We start from the raw sequence: 15,939 nt of genomic DNA on the forward strand, positions 1-15,939 counted from the left end.
AATGCAGCATCCAAAGACACCCAATCGACAGATGTTCGGGAACTCCCGCACCTAGTCGGGTGACCGGTCATTCTAGGCGTCGGCGGAGTGCACCGTCCAGATTGGCCTCGGCCCGGTTCGGCGATGCACGGGAGCACCGACCCCGCCCGCGATCACACCGAGTTTCGGAGGTTCGCGCATATCAAGATCGGACTCCTCCCACGTGGCTCTTCCCGCTTACGGAGTTGGCGTGCCTTGCGGCTGGATCACGCGAGAAAGGCGGCTGCCAAGACTGTCTTGTGCCTCGTCGCGTCGTGTCCGAACGTGATGAGCGCGTGCGAGGTGCAGCGAGGTGCGCCGGGGATCATCTTCAACACGGTCATTCCGCCGCCTATCCGCGCGCGAGCCGACAACCGGATCTGCCGCGGGCTCAGGCGGTCAACGCAACACATCGGCTCGAAGCTGCGTTCACCGTTCCACGCATACGCCGGAATTCCGTTCCCAGGACTGAGTTGCTCCGCTCCGAGCAGCCGCTTCGGGGTTCCGCCACAGCGGTAACCGAAGGTGTTGGCAAGGTATCGCGGCCGTAGCCAGTCGGCCTCGCCCGGCCTATGGCGGTCAAGGTGTACAGGTACTTCAATGCTCGGCGTTGCGGCGTTGCGGCGTTGCGGCGTTGCGGCGGAGCGCTCGGTCCGCCGCGTTGAGCCAGACCATCTCTCTGTTCTCGGCACACACTCCAGCGGGGTAAGGGTGTGTGGCGATCGATGGCGGAGCTCGCTGCTGCAAGGACCGAACAGATCCGGGCGGCCAACCGGTGCGCTTCGAGAGTCGACAATGTCAGCACTAGCGGCCTGGACACGGTCCCGGCCTCGTACTTTCGGTCAGGACAAGACTGGCCATCCAACCGATACGCGCTCGACGCGATGTCGCGAGGGTTGAGCCATGATCACAGTTGAGTCCCTGACCCGGAGGTACGCCGGTTTCACGGCCGTCGAAGACGTCTCCTTCACCGCCAAGCCCGGCCGCGTGACCGGTTTTCTCGGCCCGAACGGTGCCGGAAAGTCCACCACGATGCGCGTCATGGTGGGTCTGACCGCCCCGACGTCCGGCTCGGCCACCATCAACGGGGAACGGTTCGCCGACCTCCCCAACCCCGGCCTCGAGGTCGGCGTCCTTCTCGACGCCTCGGCCCAGCACGCCGGTCGCACCGGACGCGAGATCCTCGTCATCGCCTCCGACACCATGGGCCTGCCCCGCAGCCGGGTCGACGAGATGATCGAGCTGGTGAGCCTGACCCCCACCGAGGCCAAGCGCCGCGTGCGCGACTACTCCCTCGGCATGCGCCAGCGGCTAGGCATTGCCACCGCACTGCTCGGGGGCCCGAATGCGCTGATCCTCGACGAGCCCGCCAACGGGCTCGATCCTGCGGGGATCCGGTGGATGCGCGACCTGCTGACCGGCTTCGCCAGCCAGGGCGGCACGGTGCTGCTGTCTTCACATCTGCTCCACGAGGTCGAGGTCATCGCCGACGACCTGATCGTTATCGGCAACGGCAAGATTGTCGCGGCCGGTACCAAGGAGGAGCTCCTGGCCGCCGCCGGGACCCTCGCCCGCTCGACGTCACCGCGCGACCTCGCCCACGCCTTGGAGCAGGCCGGGATCCCCAGCACGCTCGCCGGGGACGGGTCGGTCCGCACCGATGCTGATGCCACTCGGGTCGGAGCCGTGGCCCTGACCGCGGGCATCGCCCTCACCGAACTCCGGTCCGCCGAGCGCGCCGGGCTCGAAGACATGTTCCTGTCGCTCACTGCCGACACACAACGCGAAGGAGTTGCGGCATGACCTCCATGATCGCCCCTGCGACCTTCACGGCGGATGCCGCACCGGTCCGCCGGGCTGCCCGTCCCGTCCCGGCCACCCGGCTCGTCAAGGTCGAGCTGCGCAAGATGTTCACCACCCGCTCGGGGTTCTGGCTGCTGGTCAGTATCGGCGTCCTCACGCCCATTTCGGCCGGGTCGGTCATCATCTTTGCTCCCGACGGCGACGTCACCTACGAAAGCTTCACGAGGGCGAGCGGGTTTCCGATGTCGGTGATCTTGCCGATGATCGCGATCCTGGCCGTCACCAGTGAGTGGAGCCAGCGCAGCGGACTCACCACGTTCACGCTGGTGCCGAGCCGCGGACGCGTGATCGGCGCCAAGGCGACCGCGACCCTCCTGGTGGGCCTGGGCTCCGTGGCCCTCGCATTCGCGGTGGGCGCCCTCGCCAACGTGGCCGGTTCCGCACTCGCCGGCGTCGACACCGTGTGGGACATCTCATGGGTCATGGCGCCCCAGCTCGTGCTCTTCAACCTGATCGGCATGGCCATCGGCTTCACCCTCGGTGTCGTGCTGCGCAACTCTGCAGCCGCGATCGTGGGTTACTTCGTCGTCTCGCTGGTCTTGCCGGGCATCCTCGTCCTCCTGGCCCAGGTGCGCTCGTGGTTCGAGGACCTGCAGCCGTGGATCGACTGGAACGAGACGCAGGTGGCGCTCCTCGAGGGCGCCATGGACACAGGTGAGGAGTGGGCGATGCTTGGCTCGACCACGATCATCTGGATCGTCGTTCCCCTCGTCGTCGGGCTGCTCTCCCTGCGCCGCTCCGAGATCAAGTAGCCACGCACACAGACGACGGTGTCCGGCGCGCACCCGAGCGCCGGATACCCCCGTTTCGGGGTCGATCTGCCCACCCGGGAACAGTTCACCCTGCTGGAGCGAAGATTGCTCGCGCGAGTGCATCTGCGACATCACCCCTGCACGCCCCTACAGGTTCGCTGAGTCAATCTCGTTCAGGACCAGACGCACGTCTGGGCATCGAGTGAGACACCGCCCGATATCCGCGTAGTTCCGCCGCTTGGGACGCGCTGGCTTGTCCGTGCATGTCGACTCGCCAAGCGGATGACCCCGTCAGCGGCTCCCTTCGTTGGTTGATCCGGGCACGTCCCCCGTTGCCGCCCATTGCGTTGCGGCCTCCCGCTGGGCGAGAGGAAAGGCCCGCGCCTGGCCTGGAAACAGGATGCTGAACACCCTCATCGCCGGACCTACCCACGGTGCGTCGGTGACGACTGCGATGCGTTCGAAGGATGACGCGTGGCGCGCACCGAGTTTGAGGTCCTCCCACACCGCTTCCTTTTCGTACTCGTCGAACTCCGGGCCGAGGACGTAGACGAGGCGCACCTTGCCGTGCTCCGCGATCGCCTCCTCAACGGCGGGAACCAGGACATCGCGGTAGTCCTGCTCCTCGACGTCATCGATCGCCTCGAGCCCGAGAACGCCGGCGGGCAAGTCACTGAGAACCCGAATCACGTGATCACTCTCCTTTCACGGGCGACGCTAGCTGCGCCAGCATGGCCCCGAATCACCCCTTGCGGACGAGATGGCCGGTGACCCGCGGCCCCGTTGGTCGTCCTACCGCCGCGAGACGCGTGCTAGGGAGGACGAATGACGACGGCAGTCGATCTGGAGTTCCCGTTCGAGGGACGGTGGTTGACGCAGAACAGTCCCGCCAACCGGGTGCCCAGCCACGGCACCGCGCTGTTCGCATCGTCGTACGCCATCGACTTCGTCCCCGTCGACGAGCGAGGGCGGACGGCACCGTTCACTGTGGCGTCGCTGCTTCGCCCCGAGCCGGCCGAGCGGTTCCCCGGATTCGGGCGGCCCGTCCTCGCCCCTGTCGACGGAGTGGTCGTCGGCGTGCACCACACGGTGGTCGACCACCCGTCGTTCCGCGGACTGCCGTCCGTGGGCTATGCGCTCACCCAGCGTCGCCGAGCCGCGGCGGGCTTGGAGGCGTTGGCCGGCAATCACGTCCTGATCGAGCTGGGTGACGGGCCGGTGGTCGCGGTGTGCCACCTGCAGCTCGACAGCGTCCAGGTGCAGGTGGGCCGGAGGGTGCGGGTGGGCGAGGTGCTCGGGCGGTGCGGCAACTCGGGCAACAGCACCGAACCCCATGTCCATCTCCAGGCCATCGACCGCCCCGACGTCCGGTACGCCGCCGCCGTGCCGATCACCTTCGGCGGTCGCTTGCCCCGCAACGGCGAGATCGTCGAGGTCGGGCCGGCCGACGGCTCGAGTCGGCGCTAGCGCGACTGGGGCCGACGGAGCCTCACCCACCGCCGGGGCCCCTCCGCGCGGCTCCGTCCTCGTGGGAGCAGCGGCGTCGAGGCGACCTCGGTCAGCGTCTCGGCGACCTCACGTGTCATCGGCAGTCTCATCACGACTCCTTCCGTCGCGTTACTGGCAAAGACCTTACGCCGGTAACGGCGTGAGGCGCAACCACCAAAATGGTTATGCTGGTGTCGTGGCTGACGTCGTGATCTCCCGCTTCCCTGACCTGCCACGCCCGGACGCGCCCGGACCGATCGCGGTGGTGCGCGACTTCGTCAACACCGACGACCGCGAGACGGGGGTCGACCGGCTCGTGACGGCGGCTGGCCTGACGGCCTACCTGCAGGAGGAGGGGCTGCTCCAGGGGTCGGTGCGGGCCAGCAGACGCGACCTCGACCAGGCGCTCGAGCTGCGCGCCGTACTCCGCGCGGCACTGGTGGCCCACCACGACGGTCGCAGCGACCCGATCACCGGGCTCGGCGCCGCCGTTGAGCGTCTCGAGGTGCACCTGACCTGGAGCGAGGACGGGCCCCGGCTCGAGCCGCGCCGCCCGGGCGTGCAGGCGGCACTGGCCCGGATCGGCATCGCTGCCCACGAGGCGGCGCGCGACGGGACCTGGCCGAGGCTGAAGATCTGCTCGTCCGACGCCTGCGAGTGGGCCTACTTCGACCACTCGAAGAACCAGTCGCGCCGGTGGTGCGAGTACGGCTGCGGCAACCGCGCCAAGAGCCGGGCGTTGCGTGCCCGTCGCCGGGCTGCGACGTAGAGCAGATCCTGCGCCGTCCTCGGCCAGTAGTCCACCCGGAAGCCAGCGCTCAACGGCTCGCCGGCGCTGGCCTACGGTGGCGACATGAAGGCTCTGGTTCTCGAAAACATCCACCCGACGGCCGTGGATGTCCTGAGGTCCCGCGGCTACGAGGTGGAGCTCCGCTCGGGAGCCCTGCCCGAGGACGAGCTGGTCGAGTCGCTCGACGGCGTCCAGCTGCTGGGGATCCGGTCCAACACGACGGTGACCGAACGGGTCCTGAAGTCCGCTCCCGACCTGCAGGCGATCGGCTGCTTCTGCATCGGCACCAACCAGGTCGACCTGGTCGCGGCTGCCGAGCGGGGCGTCGGCGTGTTCAACGCGCCGTACTCCAACACGCGCAGCGTCGTCGAGCTCGTGATCGGCGAGATCATCGCGCTGGCCCGGAGGCTGCCGGAGAAGACCCAGCGGATGCACGACGGCGTGTGGGACAAGTCAGCACGGGGCAGCCACGAGGTGCGCGGGCGGACGCTCGGGATCGTCGGGTACGGCAACATCGGCACGCAGCTGTCGAACGTCGCCGAGGCGCTCGGGATGCGGGTGGTCTTCTACGACAAGGCGGACCGGCCGGCCCACGGCAACGCTCGCCGCATGGCGTCGCTCGGCGAGCTGCTCGAGACCGCCGACGTGGTCAGCCTCCACGTCGACGGCCGACCCGGGAACGCGGGCCTCTTCGGTGCTGCCGAGTTCGCGGCCATGAAGCCACGAGCCCTGTTCATCAACGCCTCGCGCGGCATGGTCGTGGACTACGACTCGTTGCGCAGCCACGTCCTGTCGGGGCACATCGCGGGTGCGGCGGTCGACGTGTTCCCGGTCGAGCCGAAGGCCCAGGGCGAGGCGTTCGAGTCCGTGCTGCGTGGCCTCGACAACGTCATCCTGACGCCCCACGTCGGCGGATCGACCCAAGAGGCGCAGGAGGAGATCGGGCGGTTCGTGGCGGAGAAGCTCGCCGGGTTCACCCTCCAGGGGAGCACGGCGTTGTCGGTCAACCTCCCGCAGGTCCTGACGCCCGCGCTGGACGGTGAGCACCGGCTGGGCTTCCTCCACCACAACGTTCCCGGTGTGCTCGCCAACCTCAACGCGGTGTTCGCCGAGGCCGGCGACAACGTGATCGGCCAGCACCTGTCGACCCGGGACCACCTCGGGTACGTCGTCACCGACGCGTCGGAGCCCCTCTCCGCCGCGGCCGTCGACGAGCTGCGGCGCTCTGAGCACTGCGTGTGGCTACGCACCTGGTGAGATCAGGCGGAGCCGATCATGTCCTGCATGCGGCCGATCTCGGCCGTCTGCGTGAGCGCGACGTCGGCCGCGACCTCGCTGACCATGATGTCGATGCCGTCGACGGCGACGTCGTCAGCCATGTCGATCGCACCCTGGTGGTGCTGGATCATGCGCTGGAGGAACAGCCGGTCGAACGCGGCGCCCCGAGCCCGCGTGAGCCTCTCCATCTGCGCGTCGGTGAGCATGCCGACCATCCCGTTGTGACCGTGCTCGCTGTGGTCCCACTCGCTCGGATCCTCCGCGGCCGTCGGCACGTCCATGTCGCGCTCCTCGAGCCAGGCGGCCATCATTAGGATCTCCGGGCCCTGCGCCGCCCGGATGCGCGCGGCGAGCTCGCGGACCCGGTCGCTGCGGGCGTGCTTCTCGGCCAGCTCGGCCATCACGATCGCTTGGGCGTGGTGCGGCACCATCATCTGCATGTAGGCCACGTCGGCCTCGTTGAACTCCGGCTCGACGGCCTTCTCGGCGTCCTCGGGCGAGATCGTCTCGTTCCCCTCGCCCGGACCGCCGGGCTGGAGCACGTCAGGCGACCCGTCGTCGCCCCGGCTCGCGGCGGCCGTCGCGTCGGGCTCATCCGACGTACAGGCGGACAGGGACAGGGCGAGGGCCAGCCCGGTGGCCACGGCGGCCAGGGGGCGGGAGAGTCGTCCGAGCACGGTTCTCCTTCTGTGTGACCGTCGATGATTCGACGGTCTCTTTCGTTCATTTCGATGCAAAAGTCTTTACTTGTTCGTCCCGGGCACGGTACGACGGTGTCGACCGTTTCGGAAACCCCGGAGCGTTCGTCGACTCATGAAAGGTCTCGGGTTTCATGTACTCATCTCGGAGACGCACGTCCATGCCCCGACGTGCCCGTGTCGCCGCAGCAGGCGCCCTTGCTCTCGGACTCACCCTGTCCGCGGCACCGGTGCTCGCGCACGGCGGCAACCACGACCACAGCTCGACCGACGCCCGGGAGGAAGCCGGCGCCAAGGATCTCTGCACCGACGCCCGTGAGGACCGCCTCGAGGCGGCGGGCGACAACTTCGCCCAGGCCTGCCTCCCCGGCCAGGACCTCGCGCAGACGAAGGGCTTCGAATCCGACCTCGCCGAGGGCGAGGTCGCCTCGAGTCCCAACACCAGGCTGGTCGCCAACCTGCCCAAGCAGGGCCGGTTCGACACGACCAGCGCCCTCAACAGTGACCTGGCGTTCCAGGGCACCTACGCCTACGCGGGCAACTACGAGGGCTTCATGGTCTACGACATCTCGACGCCCGAGGCGCCGAAGGTCGTCAGCCAGGTCGTCTGCCCCGGCTCGCAGAACGACATCTCGGTCTCGGGCAACCTGCTCGTGCTGAGCGTCGACTCCAGCCGCAGCAACAACACCTGCGACAACGTCGCGCAGTCCGCGACGATCAAGGAGTCGTGGGAGGGCATCCGGGTCTTCGACATCAGCAACCCGGCCAGCCCGCAGTACGTCGCGGCGGTCGAGACCGACTGCGGTTCGCACACGCACACCCTCGCCCCGAGCAAGGACGGCGCGAACCTCTACGCCTACGTCTCGTCCTACAGCCCCAACGCGGCGTTCCCCGACTGCCAGCCGCCGCACGACTCCATCTCGGTCGTGAAGATCCCGGTGGCAGCGCCGCAGACCGCCGCGGTGGTCTCCGAGCCCGCGCTCTTCGCGGACGGTGGCAACCCGGGCGGCAACGGGTCCAGCACGACCAGCGGCTGCCACGACATCACGGCGTACCCGTCGAAGGACATCGCCGCGGGCGCCTGCATGGGTGATGGCATCCTGCTCGACATCGCCGACCGGGAGAACCCGGTGGTGACCGAGCAGGTGCGCGACACCACCAACTTCGCCTTCTGGCACTCCGCCACGTTCAACAACGACGGCACCAAGGTGCTGTTCACCGACGAGCTCGGCGGCGGTGGCGCGGCGACGTGCAACCCCGAGGTCGGCCCCACCCGCGGCGCGGACGGGATCTACGACATCGAGGACGGCCAGCTGGCGTTCAAGAGCTACTACAAGATCTCTCGCACCCAGCAGTCCACCGAGAACTGCGTGGCCCACAACGGCTCGCTGATCCCGGTGAACGGCAAGGACATCATGGTGCAGGCCTGGTACCAGGGCGGCATCTCGGTGTTCGACTTCACCAACTCCAAGAAGCCGCGGGAGATCGCCTGGTTCGACCGGGGTCCGCTCCCCGCCGGCCAGATCGGCGGCTCGTGGTCGGCGTACTACTACAACGGCTACATCTACTCCAACGACATCCAGAAGGGCTTCGACGTGATCAAGGTCGATGACAAGGTCATCAACCGCGCGTCGAAGAACCCGATGGACGTCTTCAACCCGCAGTCCCAGCCGTCCTACAACGGCTGACCTGCGAAGCTCGCATGTCGGACCCCGGGGCCCTACGGTCCCGGGGTCCGTCATGTTCGGCGGTGTCCGCGTACGCCCTCGCCAGTGCTGGGGGGCAGGTGTCCCCCCATCACCCGGGCCCGAGGCGTGGTCGCAGAGGACCAAGGACTCTGGGGACCGGTGAGCGCGGCTGATAGACCGGGAGGTGGGACACGCCTGCTAGGAGGACCGCCATGACAACCGCGCAACGCGGCAAGGCCAAGCTTCCGCCGCGCTGGTTCATCGTCGCGTTCTGGCACGCCCACCGCGCGATCGTGCGGATGACGAGGGGCCGTGCCGGGCTGTGGCGGCCGAGGCAGAACGGCTGGGGAGCGCTCCGGCTCACCACCACGGGCAGGCGCACCGGACAACCTCGCGAGGTCGTGGTCGGCTACGTCGAGGACGGCGACAACCTCGTCACGATGGCGATGAACGGCTGGGGTGCGGCCGAGCCCGGCTGGTGGCTGAACCTGCAGGCCCATCCCGACGCCACCGCCCAGACCAAGGACGGCGCCCGACCCGTTCGCGGCCGCCGAGCGCAGGGACCCGAGCGCGAGCGGCTGTGGGCGCGCTGGTCGGAGATCGACAAGGACCTCGACGCCTATGCCGCCCGCCGGCCCCACGAGACCGCAGTGGTCGTGCTCGAGCCGCGGGACCCGGCGAACCCGGCCGCCCAGCCGTAGGTCGTCCTCACCGCAGACCCATTCGGGCGAGGGCCTCGCCGTCGTCGTACTCGCCCGTGGGGACGAACCCGAACGACAGGTAGAAGGGTTCCGGCCCGCCCTTCGACTGCACCCAGCTCGTCTCGGCCTCGGTGTGCCCGTGGTCCCGCATCGCACGCACCCAGAGCTCGAGCGCCCGGCGTCCGATGCCCCGTCCCTGGTGGCGCCGGTCCACGAGGAACCGCCACAGGTAGGGACGCGGCTTGGCCTCGGACCACATGAGGAACCCGACAGGCTCACCGTCGGCCTCGATGCCCCGGAACTCAGGGACCAGGGGTACGCCGTAGCGGGTGCCGTGGAACACCGCGTCGACGAAGGACTGCTCCACCGTCGCGACGAACCGTAGCTGCGTGTGGTGGACGTCCATCGACGTCCACGTGCGGAAGGTGTCGTCGGTGATCTCCACGAGCCGCAGCTCGGTCGGCGGCGTGAGCGTCCGACCGCGCCAGGCTCTCCACTCCTCGCCGCTCATCGAGTAGACGAGGTTGTCGTCCCACTCCCCACGCCACCAGAACGACCGCCGCGTGTGGGCCTCGAACGTCATCCCGAGCCGCTCGAGCAGCCTCGCTGAGGCGAGGTTGCGGGGCGACAGCTCCGCGACGACCCGGTGCACACCGAGCCGTTCGACGAGGTCGCCGACGACGGCGCTCGCCGCCTCGTGGGCGATCCCCTGCCCCTGCGCCGACCTGACCAGGGTGAAACCGAGGTCGGCGATCCCGCCGTGCTCGTGCAGCCCGACGAAGACGTCGCCGACGATCTGTCCGTCCTGCTCGATCATGACCTGGTGCCGGCCGCCGTTCTCGAGGTCGCTGACGCCCCCGAGCCGCGCGACGAGGTCCCGCGCACGTTCCTCGGTGTAGGGCAGCTCCCAGTCCTGCAGCGCGGCCACCTCGGGGTCGTTGCGGTACGCCGCGAGCGCCGGCGCGTCGTCGGCACGGGGGAAGCGCAGCGTCAGCCGCTCGGTACGCATCGGGTAGGGCGACTGGCTCATGACGCAAGAGTCCCGTCCACCGCGGCCGCGGGCAATGCGTGGTGGGCCGCGCAACTCCACCGCGCACGCCTCCGGACAGTGGTAGGAACGCCCTGTGGCAGCCGATCGGTACGACGAGCTGATGGCGCGGCACGCCGCCCTCGCACGAGAGCTCCAGGAGCGGATGCGCCAGCACCAGGAGGAGATGGTGCCCCTGATGGCGCTCCTGGGCGGCTCGTCACAGGGGTTCGGCAGCCACACCAACGGCATCCGCCTGGCGCGGGACGGCTCGCTGGACGCGACCCTGGAGCTGCGGGACGTCCACGGCGGAACCTCGACCGTGGTGCTGCGGGCGGACCCGCACGGCGATGTGGTGGAGCACGTCGCCGCGGCCGGGGCGGAAACCGACACGGATGGGCCGTCGCGCACTCGCGACGAGACCGCGGAGCGGCTCGCTGTCGTCACGGCGCTGGCGGAGACGCACCTGCCGGCCGACGCCGCGCAGGACTTCGTCGCGCTCCTGCGGCCGGCGCTCCGGCTCGAGCACGCTGGCGAGGGGGAGCCGGTGGTGGCCCAGCTCGGCGGGCTGCCGAGCCTGCCGATCAACTCGTGGCCCGTGTGGGACGGTCACGGACCACTGAGCCACGTGCTCACCCTCGCGTGCGAACCCGTCGGGGCGCTGCAGCCCGAGCTCGGGATCCCTGCGACAGGACGCCTCGCGTTCTTCTACTTCGACGGCACCTTCGACGACCTCGCCAGCCCGGTCGGCACCTGGGACCCGACGACGCGCCCCGGGTTCCGGGTGCTGCACCTCCACCCCGACCGGGCCGCACCTCACGACCGCATGGATCTCGCGACCCCGACCCCGCCCGGCCTCACCGCCTTTCCTGCTGTCGCGCTGACCGCGGTCCGGACCTTGACCTGGCCGGCTCACGAGTCACCCGTCGCCGAGTCGCTCTGGGTCGAGGCCGGGATGGTCGGTCCCCGCCCCGGCGTGCCGTCGCCGGCCGTGGCGGCGCTCTACGACGCTCTTCACGCGCTTCCCCACGGTGGGTACGACACCCACCAGGTCGGTGGGTACGCCTGCCCCCAGCAGAACGCTGTGGAGATGGAGGTGGAGCAGCTGCACCGCGGACTCACGGGTGAGCCCTTCGACTGGACCGACCCGGACGTCCAGGCCGCGGCCGCCGGCTGGCAGCTGCTGCTCCAGGTGGCCTCTGATGACGGTGCCCAGATGATGTGGGGCGACGTCGGCCAGCTCTACTTCCTTGCCCGGAGCCCGGTCGAACCCACGGAGGCGCTCCTCACCATGCAGTGCGGCTAGGGCGGTACGACGGCCGCGCCGGAAGGCTCCGGTCTGCTCAGTCCCGCGCCCGCGTGTGCCAGAGCCACGCGATCCCGACGAACGGCAGCACCAACGGCAGCCACCCGTAGCCGGCGCCGAAGTCCGACCACACGGTCGCGTCGGGGAACAGCTCGGGGTCGAGCACGGTCAGGGTGCCGACGGTGAGCACGCCGACGAGCTCGAACCCGACGGCCGCCCAGGCCATGCGGCGGGGGTTCGGTCCGATCTCGGCGAGGCCGAGGGTGGCGGCGATGTAGACCAGCGCGGCGACGGCGGAGAGGGCGTACGCCAGCGGCGCCTCGCCGGCCTTGGTGGCCAGCTGCACCAGCGAGCGGGCGGTCGCGGCGAGGGCGAAGACGCCGTACACCGCGACGAGGGCGCGGCCGAGGCCCGACGAGGTGGACGTGGCGGCGCGGCTCACGAGGGCCACACCTGCAGGACGCGTACGACGACGAAGGCCTGCGCCAGGCCGGCGACCATCAGCACGGCGGTGGCGCCGCGGCTGCGCTCGGCCAGGGACCAGACGAAGCCGAGCGGCAGCAGCACGAGCCCGGCGACCAGGTAGCCGAACAGCGTGACGAGCCGGCCGCCGGACAGGTCCACGTCGCCGACCTGGACCGCGGCGACGACGAGCAGGACGAGCGTGAGCGCCTCGATCACGGCGGCGAAGCCGAGCAGTCCCCAATCGGGGGTGCGGTCGAGCACGACGTAGACCAGCACCACCACCGCGAACAGAAGCGAGGCGACGAGCAGCACGAGGGGCAGGGGTCCGTCCACGAGGGTCGATTGTCGCAGGACCGTCCTCACAGATCCGTCACAGCATCGCGGCAGCCCGTCGACAGGTGAGCCGGACAACCTCGGGGCTCCCGAACCGTTGACGAAGGATCCCGATGAACCCCACCTACCTGCTCGCCGCCGTCGACCTCGTCGCCGTGCTGGTGCTCGCCCTCGCCGTCTACTACCCGCGCCACCGCCGCGCCGACCTGGTCACCGCGTTCGTCGCGGTCAACGTCGGCGTGCTGTCGGTGACGATCGTGCTGGCGAGCAGCGCCGCGACCGTCGGGCTCGGCCTCGGGCTGTTCGGCGTGCTCTCCATCATCCGGCTGCGCTCCGACGAGCTCGGCCAGCACGAGATCGCCTACTACTTCGCCGCCCTCGCCATCGGCCTGCTCGGCGGCCTCGGCACCGGCGACGTGGCCCTCTCGGCCGCGCTCATGGTCGGCCTGGTCCTCGTCCTCGCCCTCGCGGACAGCCGCCTGCTGCACGCCACCGGGCTGCGCCAGGTGGTCGTACTGGACAGCGCGGTCACCGACGAGCGCGATCTCGTCGCCCGCCTCGAGATGCTCCTCGACGCCCGCGTCACCCGGGTCACGCCGATCCGTGTGGACCTCGTCAACGACACCACGACCGTCGAGGTGCACTACGCCGCCGCTCCCCGCCCGGCCCTCCCCGCGGCCGAGCGCCACGAGGTCGCGGCGGTCACCCGATGAACGCCGTCGACCGTCTTCCCGCCGTCTCCCTCGACGAGCTCAACGACGTCGCGGAGCTGCTGACCCGCACCGACCGCAAGTACGTCGTCCCGGCGGCCGAGCTCGACGACGTCGTCACCGGGCTGTATCCCACCGGGAGGGCCGGGCTGCGGGTGTTGGAGGTCGACGGGCGTCGCAGCTCGCGCTACGAGTCGACGTACCTCGACACCGTCGACCTCGACAGCTGGACCGGCGCAGCGACCAGTCGGCGACGCCGGTGGAAGGTCCGCAGCCGCGTGTACGCCGACACCGGCGAGCGGTGGCTCGAGGTGAAGACGCGAGGGCTGCGCGGCGCGACCGTCAAGGAGCGGCTGCCGCACGACGGGCCGGACGTCTCCGGCCACGCCGACGCGTGGGTCCGCGACCGGCTCGGTGCCGCGCGCGTCCACGACGTCGACCCGTCCGGCCTCGTCGCGACGCTGCACACCAGCTACCGGCGGACGACGCTCCTCCTCCCCGGCGGTGCCGGCCGCGCCACGATCGACCGCGACCTGCGCTGGGTCTCGGGCCACGGCACCGCCGAGGTCGGCGACGTGCTCGTCGTCGAGACCAAGTCGGGCACCCCGCGCCCCGGCCCGCTGGACCGGCGGCTCTGGGAGCTCGGCCACCGGCCGGTCCGGATCTCCAAGTACGGCACCGGGCTGGCGCTGCTCACCCCCGACCTCCCCGGCAACCACTGGCACCGCGTCACCAGCCGCCACCTCGCCGGCCACCTCACCCTCCGCGAAGGAGCCCTCGCATGATGGCCGCCTGCCGGCTGCGGACGTCATGGCAGGTGGTCGCGCGGGCAGCCGCCCGCCATGACGTCGTACGCCGATGTCATGGCACCCGGTCGCCCTGACGACCGCTCCCCATGACGTCCGGGCCGGAGGCGCCGGGTCTCGTGACGGTCGCTGCGCGACCTCCTCGACCAGCGGGGTTCGTCCAGCGGCCGATAGCCTGATGCGGTGGCGTCACCGCCCGGGAGACAGCTCGTGGCCTCCGTCGCGGCGGTCGTCGTCGTCGCGGCGACCGTGGGCGCGCTGGTCGGCGGGTTCCCCGACCTGCACGTCTACCGGTACGCCGGTCAGTCCGTGCTCGACCAGTGGCCGGCCTACCGGTACGACGACCCGGTCACCGGCTACCCGCTGACCTACCCGCCCTTCGCGGCGCTCCTGATGGTGCCGGTCGCGTTGCTGCCCGGCTGGGCGGCGGCCGGGCTGTGGACGGGCCTCTCGGCGGGCTGCCTGGCAGCGGTCGTCGTCCTCGTGCGACGCGAGCAGGGTCGGCCCGTCCCCTGGGCGTGGGTGCCTGCGGCATCGCTCGCCGCTCTCGCCCTGGAGCCGGTGTGGCAGAACTACGCCTTCGGGCAGGTCAACGCGATCCTGATGCTCCTCGTGCTCGTCGACGTGCTGCGCCCGGAGCGCCGGTGGTCGGGGGTGCTCGTCGGCATCGCTGCCGGGGTGAAGCTCGCGCCGCTGGTGTTCGTGGTGCTCCTCCTGGTGGTCGGACAGCGGGCTGCTGCCGCCCGTGCTGCGGCGGCGTTCGCGGCCACGGTCGTCGTCGGACTGGTCGCGTTCCCCGGCGCCGCGTCGTACTGGACCGACGGGCTGCTCGACCCCGGCCGCGTCGGCCCGCCGGCCCTGGCCCACAACCAATCGGTGTCCGGCGCGCTCACCCGGGTGCTTGGCGCACCACCGCCGGCGGTCCTCTGGTTGGCCGTCGCGGTCCCGCTCACGGCGGGCGTCCTGCTGGTGGCGCGGGCGTGGTGGCGCCGCGGCGACCGCGTGATCGCGGCCTGCCTCGGTGCGCTGGCGATGCTGCTCGCCTCGCCGGTGTCGTGGTCGCACCACTGGGTCTGGGCGATGCCCATGGCGCTGGCGCTGTGGCAGCGCAGCCGGGTCGCGGCCCTGCTCTGGACGGCGGTGTTCGTCGCCCGGCCGATGCTGTGGCTGCCGTGGGCGGAGGGCCGCGAGCTCGACTGGCGCTGGTGGGAGCACGTCCCCGGCAACGCCTACGTCCTCGCCTCGCTCGGGATCGTGGCCTGGCTCGCCGTCACGGCGCGAGCGGGAGCTCCTTCATCGCGTGGTCGGCGATCTTCTTCATCATGTAGCCGTCGAGCCCGGCGCCGATGAAACCGCCGGCCAGGGGGATGCCGCGGCCGAAGCCGGCGAGCGTCTTCTCGCTGACCCCGCGCATGAGCCGGAAGCCGACCGCCTTGTTGACCATCATCAGCGCCGCGGGCGGCAGGCCGCCGAGGGCGTACGACGTCGCGCGGCCGCTGACGCTCGACATGCCGACCTTCTTGAGGACCTCGTCTGACTCCGCGCCGACGAGCACCAGCAGGATCGCGCTGCGGATCCGCTGGTCGTCGACGTCGTAGCCGCGCAGCACCGCGACGGTGCCGACCATCCGGACCGCCTGGAGGTAGAACTCCGCGACGTTGACCGGCAGCGCGACCGGCATCGTGACGTAGCCGCCGACGCCCGTGACGAAGCCGCCGATGCCTCCGGTGACGGTGGTGCGCCGGGCCACCGCGGCGATCGCCTTCTCGCGGTCGCCGCCGGACTTGCGCAGCGCCTCGTCGGCCACCTCCCGGACGGAGTCCAGCGGGCCGCGCCCGTCGAGGCCGACGTCGAGGAGCATGGTGACCATCCGGTCGATGGCCCCGGGGTCGTGCTGCGGGTGACCCGAGGCCTCGAGCGCGGACGTGCTCTTCGCCGGCTCGGAGCGGTCGCGGGTGACGAGGTCCTTGAGTCCCATGCGGCAAACACTACGAACACAACGGTGAGACGCCCGTC

General features: G+C 70.5%; 17 protein-coding genes. 11 read left to right on the top strand and 6 right to left on the bottom strand.

Annotated elements, in window-relative coordinates:
- Nucleotides 1-921 precede the first annotated feature (921 nt).
- Nucleotides 922-1,821, top strand: coding sequence for an ABC transporter ATP-binding protein (locus JOD65_RS03640; protein ID WP_191193709.1), 900 nt, complete (start codon nucleotides 922-924; stop codon nucleotides 1,819-1,821).
- Complete coding sequence (locus JOD65_RS03645; RefSeq protein WP_191193708.1) at nucleotides 1,818-2,633, top strand: ABC transporter permease; 816 nt, start codon at nucleotides 1,818-1,820, stop codon at nucleotides 2,631-2,633. The genes JOD65_RS03640 and JOD65_RS03645 overlap by 4 nt, the downstream gene beginning before the upstream one ends.
- A 291-nt stretch (nucleotides 2,634-2,924) precedes the next feature.
- Here the strand turns inward: JOD65_RS03645 and JOD65_RS03650 are convergent, their stop codons facing one another.
- Nucleotides 2,925-3,323, bottom strand: a complete 399-nt coding sequence (locus JOD65_RS03650) for a SpoIIAA family protein (RefSeq protein ID WP_191193707.1) — start codon at nucleotides 3,321-3,323, stop codon at nucleotides 2,925-2,927.
- Between the two features lie 135 nt (nucleotides 3,324-3,458).
- Here JOD65_RS03650 and JOD65_RS03655 point away from each other — a divergent pair, with 135 nt between their 5' ends.
- From JOD65_RS03655 to serA, 3 genes are all read left to right on the top strand, one after another.
- On the top strand, nucleotides 3,459-4,100 hold the full coding sequence (locus JOD65_RS03655; RefSeq protein ID WP_191193706.1) for a M23 family metallopeptidase: 642 nt from the start codon (nucleotides 3,459-3,461) through the stop codon (nucleotides 4,098-4,100).
- A 217-nt stretch (nucleotides 4,101-4,317) separates the two neighbouring features.
- Nucleotides 4,318-4,890 carry a CGNR zinc finger domain-containing protein gene (locus JOD65_RS03660; RefSeq protein WP_191193705.1) on the top strand — a complete coding sequence of 191 codons (573 nt, stop codon included), beginning with the start codon at nucleotides 4,318-4,320 and terminating at the stop codon, nucleotides 4,888-4,890.
- 84 nt (nucleotides 4,891-4,974) lie between these two features.
- Complete coding sequence (gene serA / locus JOD65_RS03665) at nucleotides 4,975-6,168, top strand: phosphoglycerate dehydrogenase (RefSeq protein ID WP_191193704.1); 1,194 nt, start codon at nucleotides 4,975-4,977, stop codon at nucleotides 6,166-6,168.
- A gap of 2 nt (nucleotides 6,169-6,170) precedes the next feature.
- Here the strand turns inward: serA and JOD65_RS23595 are convergent, their stop codons facing one another.
- Entirely contained in the window at nucleotides 6,171-6,866 is a 696-nt protein-coding gene (locus JOD65_RS23595; protein ID WP_191193703.1) for a DUF305 domain-containing protein, read from the bottom strand.
- A 182-nt stretch (nucleotides 6,867-7,048) separates the two neighbouring features.
- On the opposite strand from JOD65_RS23595, the gene JOD65_RS03675 reads away from it, so the two are divergent.
- Together JOD65_RS03675 and JOD65_RS03680 are read left to right on the top strand one after the other, a co-directional pair.
- Complete coding sequence (locus JOD65_RS03675) at nucleotides 7,049-8,575, top strand: LVIVD repeat-containing protein (RefSeq protein WP_204810936.1); 1,527 nt, start codon at nucleotides 7,049-7,051, stop codon at nucleotides 8,573-8,575.
- Between the two features lie 212 nt (nucleotides 8,576-8,787).
- Nucleotides 8,788-9,276 carry a nitroreductase/quinone reductase family protein gene (locus tag JOD65_RS03680; RefSeq protein WP_191193702.1) on the top strand — a complete coding sequence of 163 codons (489 nt, stop codon included), beginning with the start codon at nucleotides 8,788-8,790 and terminating at the stop codon, nucleotides 9,274-9,276.
- A gap of 7 nt (nucleotides 9,277-9,283) precedes the next feature.
- On the opposite strand, the gene JOD65_RS03685 is transcribed toward JOD65_RS03680, so the two are convergent.
- The gene (locus tag JOD65_RS03685) at nucleotides 9,284-10,306 is read right to left on the bottom strand and encodes a GNAT family N-acetyltransferase (protein WP_191193701.1); all 1,023 of its coding nucleotides are present in this window, start codon (nucleotides 10,304-10,306) and stop codon (nucleotides 9,284-9,286) included.
- Between the two features lie 94 nt (nucleotides 10,307-10,400).
- Between JOD65_RS03685 and JOD65_RS03690 the strand changes: the two genes are divergently transcribed.
- Nucleotides 10,401-11,609 carry a DUF1963 domain-containing protein gene (locus tag JOD65_RS03690; protein WP_191193700.1) on the top strand — a complete coding sequence of 403 codons (1,209 nt, stop codon included), beginning with the start codon at nucleotides 10,401-10,403 and terminating at the stop codon, nucleotides 11,607-11,609.
- Between the two features lie 37 nt (nucleotides 11,610-11,646).
- Here the strand turns inward: JOD65_RS03690 and JOD65_RS03695 are convergent, their stop codons facing one another.
- Together JOD65_RS03695 and JOD65_RS03700 are read right to left on the bottom strand one after the other, a co-directional pair.
- A complete protein-coding gene (locus JOD65_RS03695; protein ID WP_191193699.1) occupies nucleotides 11,647-12,051 on the bottom strand; it encodes a hypothetical protein in 405 nt (134 codons plus the stop codon).
- Nucleotides 12,048-12,407 carry a hypothetical protein gene (locus tag JOD65_RS03700; protein ID WP_191193698.1) on the bottom strand — a complete coding sequence of 120 codons (360 nt, stop codon included), beginning with the start codon at nucleotides 12,405-12,407 and terminating at the stop codon, nucleotides 12,048-12,050. Before JOD65_RS03700 ends, JOD65_RS03695 begins: the two co-directional genes overlap by 4 nt.
- Nucleotides 12,408-12,520: 113 nt before the next feature.
- On the opposite strand from JOD65_RS03700, the gene JOD65_RS03705 reads away from it, so the two are divergent.
- The 3 genes from JOD65_RS03705 (at nucleotide 12,521) to JOD65_RS03715 (ending at nucleotide 15,273) form a co-directional block, all read left to right on the top strand.
- Nucleotides 12,521-13,120 carry a DUF4956 domain-containing protein gene (locus JOD65_RS03705; protein WP_191193697.1) on the top strand — a complete coding sequence of 200 codons (600 nt, stop codon included), beginning with the start codon at nucleotides 12,521-12,523 and terminating at the stop codon, nucleotides 13,118-13,120.
- Nucleotides 13,117-13,902, top strand: a complete 786-nt coding sequence (locus tag JOD65_RS03710) for a VTC domain-containing protein (protein WP_191193696.1) — start codon at nucleotides 13,117-13,119, stop codon at nucleotides 13,900-13,902. The genes JOD65_RS03705 and JOD65_RS03710 overlap by 4 nt, the downstream gene beginning before the upstream one ends.
- A 204-nt stretch (nucleotides 13,903-14,106) precedes the next feature.
- Nucleotides 14,107-15,273, top strand: a complete 1,167-nt coding sequence (locus tag JOD65_RS03715) for a glycosyltransferase 87 family protein (RefSeq protein ID WP_191193695.1) — start codon at nucleotides 14,107-14,109, stop codon at nucleotides 15,271-15,273.
- On the opposite strand, the gene JOD65_RS03720 is transcribed toward JOD65_RS03715, so the two are convergent.
- Complete coding sequence (locus tag JOD65_RS03720) at nucleotides 15,194-15,901, bottom strand: EcsC family protein (protein WP_191193694.1); 708 nt, start codon at nucleotides 15,899-15,901, stop codon at nucleotides 15,194-15,196. The two genes, JOD65_RS03715 and JOD65_RS03720, sit on opposite strands and share 80 nt — an antisense overlap.
- Nucleotides 15,902-15,939: the final 38 nt, after the last annotated feature.

The sequence above is a fragment of the Nocardioides cavernae genome (genome assembly GCF_016907475.1).
Classification (GTDB): Bacteria; Actinomycetota; Actinomycetes; order Propionibacteriales; family Nocardioidaceae; genus Nocardioides; species Nocardioides cavernae.